The 10,832-nt window shown below is 48.5% G+C and carries 12 protein-coding genes; 3 read left to right on the top strand and 9 right to left on the bottom strand.

Annotated elements, in window-relative coordinates:
• Positions 1–118 precede the first annotated feature (118 nt).
• The 5 genes from CSQ88_RS20725 to CSQ88_RS20745 form a co-directional block, all read right to left on the bottom strand.
• Positions 119–373, bottom strand: coding sequence for a hypothetical protein (locus tag CSQ88_RS20725; protein ID WP_099399971.1), 255 nt, complete (start codon positions 371–373; stop codon positions 119–121).
• Between the two features lie 224 nt (positions 374–597).
• Entirely contained in the window at positions 598–1,017 is a 420-nt protein-coding gene (locus CSQ88_RS20730) for an organic hydroperoxide resistance protein (protein ID WP_099399972.1), read from the bottom strand.
• 137 nt (positions 1,018–1,154) lie between these two features.
• A complete protein-coding gene (locus CSQ88_RS20735) occupies positions 1,155–1,643 on the bottom strand; it encodes a MarR family winged helix-turn-helix transcriptional regulator (RefSeq protein WP_306475259.1) in 489 nt (162 codons plus the stop codon).
• Between the two features lie 290 nt (positions 1,644–1,933).
• Positions 1,934–2,224, bottom strand: coding sequence for a putative quinol monooxygenase (locus tag CSQ88_RS20740; RefSeq protein ID WP_099399973.1), 291 nt, complete (start codon positions 2,222–2,224; stop codon positions 1,934–1,936).
• A gap of 50 nt (positions 2,225–2,274) precedes the next feature.
• The gene (locus tag CSQ88_RS20745; protein WP_099399974.1) at positions 2,275–3,486 is read right to left on the bottom strand and encodes an FAD/NAD(P)-binding oxidoreductase; all 1,212 of its coding nucleotides are present in this window, start codon (positions 3,484–3,486) and stop codon (positions 2,275–2,277) included.
• 342 nt (positions 3,487–3,828) lie between these two features.
• Between CSQ88_RS20745 and CSQ88_RS20750 the strand changes: the two genes are divergently transcribed.
• From CSQ88_RS20750 to CSQ88_RS20760, 3 genes are all read left to right on the top strand, one after another.
• A complete protein-coding gene (locus CSQ88_RS20750; RefSeq protein WP_099399975.1) occupies positions 3,829–4,401 on the top strand; it encodes a 3'-5' exonuclease in 573 nt (190 codons plus the stop codon).
• A gap of 133 nt (positions 4,402–4,534) precedes the next feature.
• The gene (locus CSQ88_RS20755) at positions 4,535–4,729 is read left to right on the top strand and encodes a DUF2892 domain-containing protein (RefSeq protein WP_099399976.1); all 195 of its coding nucleotides are present in this window, start codon (positions 4,535–4,537) and stop codon (positions 4,727–4,729) included.
• A 122-nt stretch (positions 4,730–4,851) separates the two neighbouring features.
• Positions 4,852–5,805, top strand: a complete 954-nt coding sequence (locus tag CSQ88_RS20760) for a hypothetical protein (protein ID WP_099399977.1) — start codon at positions 4,852–4,854, stop codon at positions 5,803–5,805.
• 125 nt (positions 5,806–5,930) lie between these two features.
• Here the strand turns inward: CSQ88_RS20760 and CSQ88_RS20765 are convergent, their stop codons facing one another.
• From CSQ88_RS20765 to CSQ88_RS20790, 4 genes are all read right to left on the bottom strand, one after another.
• On the bottom strand, positions 5,931–6,770 hold the full coding sequence (locus CSQ88_RS20765) for a hypothetical protein (RefSeq protein ID WP_099399978.1): 840 nt from the start codon (positions 6,768–6,770) through the stop codon (positions 5,931–5,933).
• A 408-nt stretch (positions 6,771–7,178) separates the two neighbouring features.
• Positions 7,179–8,144, bottom strand: a complete 966-nt coding sequence (locus CSQ88_RS20770) for a GlxA family transcriptional regulator (protein ID WP_099399979.1) — start codon at positions 8,142–8,144, stop codon at positions 7,179–7,181.
• A 455-nt stretch (positions 8,145–8,599) separates the two neighbouring features.
• Positions 8,600–9,496 carry an EamA family transporter gene (locus tag CSQ88_RS20780; protein WP_099399981.1) on the bottom strand — a complete coding sequence of 299 codons (897 nt, stop codon included), beginning with the start codon at positions 9,494–9,496 and terminating at the stop codon, positions 8,600–8,602.
• A 493-nt stretch (positions 9,497–9,989) separates the two neighbouring features.
• Positions 9,990–10,541: a cysteine hydrolase family protein gene (locus CSQ88_RS20790; RefSeq protein WP_099399983.1), complete on the bottom strand. Its 552-nt coding sequence runs from the start codon at positions 10,539–10,541 to the stop codon at positions 9,990–9,992.
• Between the last annotated feature and the right edge of the window lie 291 nt (positions 10,542–10,832).

A 10,832-nucleotide genomic window follows, 5' to 3' on the forward strand; every position in this document is an offset into this window, starting at 1 on the left:
ACAGCCCCTTTTGCATCTGGATTGGGTTGATTGCCATGACGACCACTCCACAAAAGAACGTTCGTTCACCTTAGGCCTTTTAAGTGGTTTGAGCAAGGAGATTGAGCAAGAGACATAATCAGGTAAATTTAAATTGCATCTGGTAGCCAGAGCGCCGGAATGCCTCGGTGGCAATCTCGATAACAGGGCCGTTTTTGGGAAGGCTGCGGCTGTTATAGGGCGGGAAATCACCGATGCATATTTGTATGGTATTGCTGGCGTGGGCGTTGCCGGAGAGGCAGAGCAGGGCCGCCAGAAATAAAATTCGCACGCTCAGGCGCTCAGCATTTAAAGCGGCTGCATGGCTGATTTGAAATGCTGAATAGTGGCCCATGATTGTTCCAGAATTTTATTTAATTAATTCAACATTTAATTAAAGTATCCTGATCACGCGCCGCCGTGACAAGTAATCCATATTATGTATAAAGCCTGAATAAGAAAAAAGCCGCAAGAGCGGCTTTGGGGCTTAGGCTTTGGAAATGCGTATGCAAATATGCGCAGATCTGCGGGCAGGCAAACAAATTTGATTTCCCCGCCCCTTTAATCAGAGTGGTGCCTTTATAAAACAGCCAGCGTCACTTCAATATTGCCACGGGTGGCATTGGAGTAAGGGCAAACTTCGTGCGCTTTATGCACCAGCGCCTCGGCTGCGCTGCGCTCCATTCCCGGAATAGTCACATTCAGTGCAACTTGTAAGCCAAAACCACCTTTACCGTTCGGGCCGATACCCACCAGACCATTCACCGATGTAGTAGCTGGCAGTGCAATTTTTTCTGCAGCAGCCACAAATTTCATTGCGCCAATAAAGCAGGCTGAATAACCGGCTGCAAACATTTGCTCTGGATTGGTCCCTTCGCCACCTGCGCCGCCCAGCTCTTTGGGCGTGCTTAATTGCACATTCAGTTTTTGATCATCAGAAGTGGCGCGGCCATCGCGGCCACCTGTTGCTGTTGCATTGGCTGTGTAAAGAATTTGCATGTGATGCTCCCTGGTTGGAAATACTCACGATGTGATAACTATAGTACACAATTAAATTGTGCACAACTTAATTGTGTAAAAAACAGATTATTTGCCGGAATATACGGGGGCAATCTGGCTTGCTGCCCGCTGGATTTTTACGCGGAGGTGCTTAAATCATCACGAATCTGTGTCAGCTGGCTGCGAAGCTGCATCAGTGTGTCTGCACTTTGCCCGCTGGCGCATAACAGCTGCACGGGGATTTCTTTAGCGGCTTCTTTAAGCGCCTTGCCATTGGCGGTCAGTGTAATACGCACCTGGCGCTCGTCTTCTGTATCCCGCTGGCGGCTGATAAACGCCGCGCTTTCCATGCGCTTTAACAGGGGGGTGAGCGTGCCGGAATCCAGAAACAGCGCCTCGCCGATGTCTTTTACCAAAACATTGTCTTGCTGCCACAGCACCAGCATAACCAGATACTGAGGGTAGGTAAGGCCAATTTTGGCGAGCAGCGGCTTATAAGCCTTGGTCATCGCAAGAGAGGCTGAATAAAGAGAAAAGCAAAATTGCTTATCAAGGCGAAGCAGGTCTGAATCTGATGGCATAAATTTTTTAGTCAGAAAATAGGGCCATGCCAGTTTAGCAAGCATGTTGCGATGGGATACAGGCAAATTGAAGAGGGTGCTTTCTGATCCGGCCCAGTGATGGCGTAAACCAGGCTATTTGCTGGCACAAAAGCTGCGCTAAGTGCCTGCTGTTAATCAGCAAATGGCTTGTTAGTGCTCATGGGGTGAAGAGCAATCTTATCTGCTTAAGCAAAACCAGAAGGCAGAATGTTTTTTGCAGGAGTGGCTATCGCTGTGAAAGCACTGGGTATTAAAAAAATGCGGCTAAAGCTGCTCCTGCCTTACTAAACCTGCCCTGTATGGCAGATCATCACTTAAGCCAGCAAGTTTAATTCCGCCACATCGATATTCGCCAGTGGGGCAATGCTTTCAACCAGCTTTTTAAAATGCTCGGTCTGCATATGGGCATTTAATGCGGCTTTATTCTGCCATTGTTCCTGGATCACAAAGCGATGATCATTGCTATTGTCCAGCAGTAAATCATAGCGGTGGCAGCCTTCTTCCTGCCGGGATGGGGCCAGTACCAACCGAATGGCATCAGATACTGTTTGGGCATGATTAGGTTTGGCAATAATGGTGGCTAAAACAAAAAGCGGGCTGCTCATGGTAAATCCTTTGTGGTTGATTAAAGAAATTAAGCGAAGCGTACAGGCTTTTATTGTTTTGTTTTAATCAGCCATTCTCTGCCTTTTAATAAGCCATGCCAATACACAATCGCAAGGATATAGCGCTTTATAAACCAGTTAAATCTTCTGGGGATATTCGGGGTAAGGCATTTAAATGTAGGATCCAGCACGCCCTGATAGGCAAATTCTGCCAGCACAATTTTGCCGTTTTCTACAGTTAAAGGGCAGCCGCCGTAACCATTATATTGGGCTGTTAAATTTAACCCTGCTAAATAGCGAATAATATTGATGGCAACAACGGGCGCTTGTTTACGAATGGCCGCAGCCGTTTTTGCGTTAGGGCTGGAGGCGGCATCACCCAGCGAAAAAATATTGGGGTAGCGGATATGCTGCAGGGTTGAGGGGTTTACATCCACCCAGCCTGCCGCATTGGCCAGCGGGCTGCGGGCAATAAAAGGATGAGCAGATTGTGGCGGCACAATATGCAGCATATCAAAGGCAGTTTCTGTTGAAATAATATCGCCATTCAGATCTGTATGGCTGAATGTAGCTATTTTGTTTGCGCCATCTACTTTTGTTAATGTGCTGGAAAAATTTAAATCAACCCGGTAGCGGTCCATATATTGCTTAAGAATTGGCACAAAATATTCAACCCCAAACAGCGTGGTGCCTGCATGATGAAACTGCACTTTTATATTTTTTAATACCTGATGTTTTTCCCAGTGAAAGCAGGATAAATAAACGGCTTTTTGCGGTGCACCCGCACATTTAATGGGCATGGCAGGCTGGGTAAAAAGGGCTGTGCCGTTTTTTAATTGCTGCACCATCTGCCATGTGTAGGGGGCCAAATCGCTGCGGTAATTGGATGTAACTCCGTTCTTGCCTAATGTTTCTTCAAGGCCCTCAATGGCAGACCAATTTAAGCAAAGGCCGGGGCAAACAATCAGCGCGCGGTAGTGCAAAATTTCGTTGTTTTCTAAAGTGATACAATGATTATCCGGATCAAACACCATTGCGGCAGATTTAATCCATTTTACAAAGTGTGGCATCACTTTATTCATGGGCTTAACGCTTTGGCTGATATCGGTTTCGCCAGCACCTGCCAGCGTCCAGGCCGGCTGATAAAAATGCTGGGAGGCGGGCTCTGTAATTGCAATTTTTAAGTTTTTTTGCCGCTTATAAATAGATTGCGCCACGCCTAATCCAGCTGCCCCGCCCCCAATAATGACAATGTCAAACATATCTTCTCCCTTTGCGTGATGAGTAGTCTGTTTTATTGCAGGCTGCCGCTAAGTCGGTCATTCTGTAGAAATCAGTTATAGTTGAATGCAATTTTGTTTTTTGATTTGCCTGCTTAGGGTCTGTTGACGTTTCATTCACAATTGCGCTGAGCCGGAAAACGATCAGGCACAAGGCATGTGACGAAGGCAATAACTGCTTATTGTCGAGGAGCATAACACCGTGAATGGCCGTTTTCCGGCTCAGCCCACGCTTTGCGAGGAAAAGCCAACGCAGCCGAGAATGAAACGTCAACAAACCCTGATATTTACGCAGTTTTTATAAACCCATTCTTAAAACTGCCCATGAATCCAGACATTATTCTTCCGCCTTACCCCGGTATTTCCCTTGATCATGTGCATTTAGTGCAATCCATGGCCGATGCAGAACGCGCTTTAGCCGCGCTGCAAGTGGCGGATGTGCTGGGCTTTGATACCGAATCCAAGCCCATTTTCTTTAAAGGCCAGCAATCCACCGGGCCGCATTTAATCCAGCTTGCTACGGATCATGAGGTGTTTTTATTTCCTGTGGTGACTGCAGGCCACAGCACGGCGGCAATCAAAGCGGTGCTTGAGTCGCCCACTATTTTGAAAGTAGGTTTTGGTTTAAGCGATGATCATAAACGCCTGCACGCCAAACTGGGTGTTACGCCCCGGTATGTGCTCGATTTATCTAGGGCGCTGCGTGAAAAAGGTCAGGGCGATTTGGGGGCCAGGTCGGCGGTAGCGAAGTATTTTGGCCTGCGGCTGCAAAAATCTAAAAAAGTCTCTACCTCCAACTGGGCGGCGTCGCCTTTAAACGAGCGGCAAATCAAATACGCGGCAGATGATGCGCATGTGGCGCTTCTGGTGTATCGCAGGTGGCTGGCATTGCAATAGATACATGCAGCTCGTCGGATCTGCTCATTCATCTTGTTGACTTATAATATATTTTTTAATATATTGTAAGTATGTAAAGTAAATGCACTTCGCAGCTACTTACTCATCCGATTTATCAGTCTGGAGCAAGATCATGAACGTAGGCGGCATTGACCGTATTTTACGGATTGCAGTGGGCTTGATTTTGATCGTACTGGCGCTGCTGGGGCACATTGGCGCATGGGGTTTTATCGGCATCGTGCCTTTGGCAACGGGGCTGTTCAGGTATTGCCCGGCCTATAAACTTATCGGTTTCAGCTCCTGCCCTTTAAGGAAAAGCAGCGAGTAAGGCTACTTAAATTGGCTCTGTTTACAATTTTTTAAGTACTAAGCAGGGAAGCTTTGCTTGATTAATCCTCACTTTTATGCGGAATGATAATTTAAGCAGAGCTTTTCTATGGGATATATTTTTTGTTTAAATATCTGACATGTTTCTTATTATGCGGCTCATTAATTGCCTGCTCTGAAAAAGTGCCTTCCAGCGAAAAACTCGACCGCGCTTCTTTGATGAAATTGGTTTTTCCTTCATGGAAAAATCAGAAGGAGGCGCAAATACAGGCCCTGGCTCTGGATGAGAAAGAAGGCGAAATCCCCGATTCATTAGTCGCAACGGCAGAAGGGAAAGAGCCAGCAGGCTATCTTTTTGAAATCTCTGCAGAGCAGCTTATTCGTTTAAATGAGCATCGTGCGGTGTTAATTACGTCAGGAAAACCAGTTAATCAGCAAGATGAGCCTGCCGCATTACATACAACTTCTGGTTTATTAAGTGCATTCTGGTTTAAACAAACAGAGGACCGCTGGTACGCAGATGGTCAGCAGACTCAGGTTGATTGGGTAGGGACAATTGGCTCAATTGGCAAAAGCAAAGTCGTGAAGCTGAGTCAGAGCCAATTTGCCCTTGGGCTTGAATCGGGTGATTGTTACAGCGGGCAATGCTTTGCAGATTTAATGCTGTATGAATTGGGGAATGACAAAGTTAAAAGCATGCTGAAACACTGGGTTCGTATTGAAGCCGATACCTTAGGGGCCAGAGGCGATTGCGAGCAGATTTTTAAACAAGCCCCAAATAAAGTGATTCGTCACCATTATGCAGAAAGTGAGCAATCATCATTTGATTGTGCTGCTGTAAAAGGGGACTGGCAGATTAAAGCGGGCGGTAAAAATCCGGGTGATTTGCTGATTCGTTTTTCTGGTTTTATTGAAAAGCAAAACACAATTGAAGAAATCGCAGCAGAGAGCGATGGGGATGAGGCCACTATCGTTGTGGATTCAACATTATTGCCCGTGAAACAGCAGCAGTTGTTTCGCTATCAAGGGGGAGAATATCGCTTAATCAGCGGTAAAAACCCAACGCCTGAGTTTTAGTATTTTTATGCCGGGCGGGGATCTGAAAGAGGCCACCAAAGCCCTGCTGCGTTTTTAAGAAACTCAGCAGGGCTTGGCAGATGTTGCGGCTTGATCAGCGCCTGATTACGTCTTAAGACTCGTGTTTAGTAGCGCGGCGGCTGTGCATAAGTGCTGTCTGCCGGAAATGGATTAGCCTGCATTGCTTTGGATTTATCTTTCAGGGCAACCCGGAAAACAGCAACGCCAATCACGCCAAGATTACGGGTGTCGCCCGCTGGGGTATTGGCTGCATAAGCCAGATCAGGCGTTGCAAAGCGAAACGCGGCGACTTCATCCTGGCTTTTGCGAAAGCCTTTAATGGTGAGTGAGCGGTGTGCGTTAAGTAAATAGCCGGTATTGTTCAGGCGGCCTGCCTGGCCATTAAGCACATCCAGCCCGTCTACGGTGCTCACAATTTCATAATCACGGTTGCTCAGGTTTTGAAATTTGAGTGTGTAGCGTGCGCCATTTGTGCCACCCAGTACGAGCTGGCCCTGCGCGGTGCGTAAGAGCGGAATAGGGCGGTCATTTTCATCCAGCACAGACCATTCAATGGCCCCTTGCAGCAGCGGCAGATTGAGCTGGCGTGCGGCATTGGGCAGTGCCTGATTCAGCGCTTTAGCATCGCGGTAAGTGAGAGAGGCCACCTGCTCTGCCTGCTGCGGGCTGATACGGCTGGCTTCAACATTTTGTACGCTGGATTCCAGCCCTTCACCCCATTGAGTGCCAAGCTGTGCGCTTGAGGTTTCTGCTTGCTGTTGCGCGGGTATGCCGGAGCAGGCAGCAAGCAGGCTGAGTAAGCAAAGGCCGCCTAGTAATTTAGCCCATGGTTTTTTAGCTTCAATATTTAAAAGATGATGCATTGGGTATTTCTCGTTATTAAAATTAGTTTTAAAAATAAAGTGTTTACTGCAGGTTTGATCATTACTTTGAGTATTCATCATGCACTATGTTTTATTTACAGGTAAATCTATTTTTAAATATTTTTCTTACGATAAATATTTATATTTATGCTTATAATTTTTTATTGCATGTTAATCGGGGTTTTTATTTATATATTGACGTTTTATTGGGTGGTTTTGTAGGGTTTTTTGCTTATTGTTTTTCTTTGTGAATTTGTTTTTATTTAATTGAAAAGAAAATTTTCTTAAAAAATCAGAAAACGATTGAAGCTAAAATCATCCAATATAAAGATCAGGCTTACCCTCACCTGGGAATAAGAGCGCTGAATCAATCCGTACATATTTTATGGGCAGCAAAGGCCATTAACCGGGGAGAGGATTGGTTTAAGCCGCAATTTTGTAAGGAGCAGATTTGTGCGGATCAGCCCAATATTGTGTGAGTGTTTATATTCAGCCCGCTGAGTTGCCCTGTTTGCTGGCCTGCCTTGGCAAGGTTTTTTCAAATTTGGCCCATACGCGGCGAAAATCCCTGACTGAGCTGAAGCCTGCTAATTCGGCCACTTTTTCTATGCTGTGCCTTGGGTTTTCGAGCAGGTTTTTGGCGCGGGCGATGCGCAGGCTTTGCTGGTACTCCACCATGCCCACGCCTGCGTGCTGGCGAAACAAGCGGCTAAGATTGCGCTCGCTCATCAGGGCAATCGCGGCCAGATCGGCTACGCGCCAGTGTTTTTCGGGGGCGCGGCTGATGGCATCCTGCACACGGTGAATATTAGGGTGCAGGTGGCTGCGGTGCGCCAGCCACGGCGAGAGCTGGGCATCATGGCCATTGCGGCGCAGATAAATCACCATATGCCGCGCTACTTCCTGCGCCATTGGGGCACCTGCCAGTTTTTCGATTAAAAACAGCGCCAGATCTATCCCTGCGGTAATGCCTGCGCTGCTGAATACCGGGCCATCTTCAATAAAAATGCGATCGTCTTCAACTCGTGCCAGGGGGGCTTGCAGGCGTAAACGCTCAATCAGGCTGTGATGCGTGGTGCAGCGCCGGCCATCAAGTAAACCAGCACGGGCAGCCAGCTGGGCTGCCGAGCAAATACAGGCGATGCGCAGATCGGGGCTTTGTATTGCTTTAAGCCAATCCACCACGGTTTGTGCCTCTGGCCGCTGATAGTGCTCAGCTGATTTAACGACCCCACATAAAACCACCAGGGCATTTGCCGGTATGCTCACTGGCAGGGGTGCTAAGTTGCTGATATCCAGCCCCAGCGAGCTGGTGAGCGTGGGGGTTGGGGATATCGTATGCAAATCAAAAGGCGCACCAAGCCCAGCCGCAATCCTGAATGCTTCGGCAGGGCCCGCATAATCAAGTAATAAAAATTGCGGGGTAAGGACAAAGTAAATGGGGCAGCGGTTCATGATGGGATTTATCGTGGACTGTTTATGCAGGACGGGAGAAAGCCGCCAGTTTTATATATCAAAAGCGCATAAACGGTGGGTTTCACGCCATGTGCGCTAATCAAAATCAAAAAGACCTTTTTAGTGCCTTCGGCACGTTAATTTTGGAGCGGTTGGCCACCGCGGGGGCCTTCATTTCTTGAACGGCCAAGAAACGAAGCCAAAGAAGGCCGCCCCGACCAGCACGAAACCCCTCACTGCGGACAATCGAGTGGCGGCTGCGGAACTCGCTTCGCTCAAACAGTCCTCGCCGAAACCCCACCCGCTTGTTCCTCGCTTCGGCGTGCTTCAAGGGGACTTTAAAAAGCCCCGTGCAAAGAGCGAGGTCAATGCGTTTTTCTCTGTTTGCTAATAAAAAAACAAGTTGCTTAGCACACATGGGGTTTCACCCGTCCAATGAATGATGGGGCGTGGGCTCAAGCTCGTTTTAACTTCAGCAAAATCATTCCTTTTATTCGCCCGCCAAACAGATTAATCATCAGCCCCGACATCAGTAGTAACGAGCCTGTCCATTGGAGTGCGTTGAGTGTTTCGCCAAATACAAGGTAGGCGGTGATGAGGCCAACTACGGGGACAAGCAGGCTAAAGGGGGCGACTTTATTGGCGGGGTAGAGGCTAAGCAGGCGGCTCCATAAGCCGTAGCCCAGGAGCGTGGCGATCCAGCTGAGATAAGCCACAGCAGCCAGCGAGCCCCAGCCCAAGTGGGATATTGCGGCCTGAATAGCGGCTGGGCCTTCGATGGCAAAAGACAGTGCCAAAAAGGGCAGCGGTGGCACAAGGCTGGCCCACACCACAAAGCCAAACATATTGACTTGCCCTATCGCTGCTACTTTGCGGGTGACGATATTGCCCAAGGCCCACATGCAGGCGGCGCTAAGCGTGAGCAAAAAACCCAGCAGCGGCATGGATAGCCCATGCGCCGAGCCTATAAAGGCCAAGCCTAAGCTGGCTAAAATCAGCCCAGCCAATTGCGCCTTATGCCAGTGCTCATTAAGGAGGAGCGCCGATAAAATCAGCGTAAAAAAAGCCTGTGCTTGTAATACCACCGAGGCGAGGCCAGCGGGCATGCCCAGATGAATCGCACAAAATAAAAAGGCAAATTGCCCGACTGAAATCGTTAATCCATAAGCCAGATAAAGCCGTAGCGGCACTTTGGGGCGGGCGATAAATAGCACCGGCAGCGCAGCAAGCACAAAGCGCATTGCCCCCAGCAAGAGCGGTGGAATACCGCTCAGGCCAATTTTGATCACCACAAAATTCATTCCCCAAACCAGCACAATCAACAGGGCAAGCAGCAGGTCTTTAGGTTTCATAAGGGGCCTTGTGGGTGAGTTGCGGGTGAATTATTGCAAGGGCTTGTTGATGTAAGTAGGTACAGATTTGGGGTAATTTCTTAAACAGCGTGCTTAGGTTGGGTGAAATCCCATGTGCGCTAAGCAATTTTTTTTTAGTAGCAAACAACGAAAAAACATAACAATCACGGTCTCTGCATAGGGCTTGAAAATCCCCTTGAAACACGCCGGAGCGAGGAACAAGCGGGGCGGGGTTTCGGCAAGGGAGCGAGGCAGCGAGCCAATCCCGCCCGCCGCCGACCCGATTGTCCGCAGTGCAGGGGACTTCGTGTTTCGTGGGGTGGCCTTCTTTGGCTTCGTTTCTTGGCCACACAAGAAAGGAAGGTCCCGCGGGACGCCCGCACCTAAATCAACGTGCCGAAGGCACTGATCTTTTTGACTTTGCTTAGCGCACATGGGCTGGAACCCGCATATTTTTCAGCCTTGCTCGCGGGTAAGCACTGGCCCTACACAATTACATTGCAGACAAAGCCGCTACAGAATCCGCTGTACTCACAATATTGGCAAAGCGCCCCGCAAGCACCACTTCTGTTCTTTCTTTGATGTCGTTCGCGCTCAGGGTGCGGCCAGTGGTGGGGTGGGTCATGGCAAAGGTCAGGGTAGCGTCGGAGATGAAATCGACTTCATAACCCATATCGCTACCAATCCTTGCCGTGGTTTCGCAGCATTGCTCGGTGCGTATGCCGGTAATCAGCAGTTTACTGATATTGCGTTTACGCAGCCAGTAATCTAAGCCGGTGTCACTAAAGGCGTTGTGTACATGCTTATGAAACACTACATCATGCTGTGGTGGCATCCAATCGAGTGGCGTGACCAAGCCTGATTCGAGCGCAAACGGGCCGCTGGAAATATGAAAAATACGCACGATGGGGACATTTTTTGCCACGCAGGCTTCGATCAGCTGGCTGATGTTTTGCTGAAACTCAGGCACATCGTCTTCTACCCAAAATGGGCGTGATAAAAAGGATTGCTGTACATCGATCACGATCAGGGCTGTGTTTGACATGGTTTTCTCTCTGCGTTGGGTGTTTGGGTAAGACAGAGATTAAAGCAGCCCATACCTTGCGGTAATGGGCTGGTCGGCCAAGGTTGGGACGGATTACGCCATTTTGATTTGGTGAGGTTGCTTATCCGGCGATTTGAAGCTGGAGTACTGAAATCGATGGGTTTTGTCATGGTCTAATCCCAACAGACACCTCGATAGGTGCATCATTCACCTTAACGAGAAATATTAGATGACTTCAATGCGTAAAAAGTATGATGCCAGCTTCAAATTGGAGGTCGCCCGAATGGTGGT

It is taken from the genome of Iodobacter sp. BJB302, from assembly GCF_002735645.1.
In the GTDB taxonomy this organism is placed as follows: Bacteria; Pseudomonadota; Gammaproteobacteria; order Burkholderiales; family Chitinibacteraceae; genus Iodobacter.

Bases quoted from the DNA above. Each gene is read 5' to 3' on its own strand.
- CSQ88_RS20725 (WP_099399971.1), bottom strand. From the start codon at position 373: ATGGGCCACTATTCAGCATTTCAAATCAGCCATGCAGCCGCTTTAAAT.
- CSQ88_RS20730 (WP_099399972.1), bottom strand. From the start codon at position 1,017: ATGCAAATTCTTTACACAGCCAATGCAACAGCAACAGGTGGCCGCGAT.
- CSQ88_RS20735 (WP_306475259.1), bottom strand. From the start codon at position 1,643: ATGCTTGCTAAACTGGCATGGCCCTATTTTCTGACTAAAAAATTTATG.
- CSQ88_RS20740 (WP_099399973.1), bottom strand. From the start codon at position 2,224: ATGAGCAGCCCGCTTTTTGTTTTAGCCACCATTATTGCCAAACCTAAT.
- CSQ88_RS20745 (WP_099399974.1), bottom strand. From the start codon at position 3,486: ATGTTTGACATTGTCATTATTGGGGGCGGGGCAGCTGGATTAGGCGTG.
- CSQ88_RS20750 (WP_099399975.1), top strand. From the start codon at position 3,829: ATGAATCCAGACATTATTCTTCCGCCTTACCCCGGTATTTCCCTTGAT.
- CSQ88_RS20755 (WP_099399976.1), top strand. From the start codon at position 4,535: ATGAACGTAGGCGGCATTGACCGTATTTTACGGATTGCAGTGGGCTTG.
- CSQ88_RS20765 (WP_099399978.1), bottom strand. From the start codon at position 6,770: ATGATGAATACTCAAAGTAATGATCAAACCTGCAGTAAACACTTTATT.
- CSQ88_RS20770 (WP_099399979.1), bottom strand. From the start codon at position 8,144: ATGAACCGCTGCCCCATTTACTTTGTCCTTACCCCGCAATTTTTATTA.
- CSQ88_RS20780 (WP_099399981.1), bottom strand. From the start codon at position 9,496: ATGAAACCTAAAGACCTGCTGCTTGCCCTGTTGATTGTGCTGGTTTGG.
- CSQ88_RS20790 (WP_099399983.1), bottom strand. From the start codon at position 10,541: ATGTCAAACACAGCCCTGATCGTGATCGATGTACAGCAATCCTTTTTA.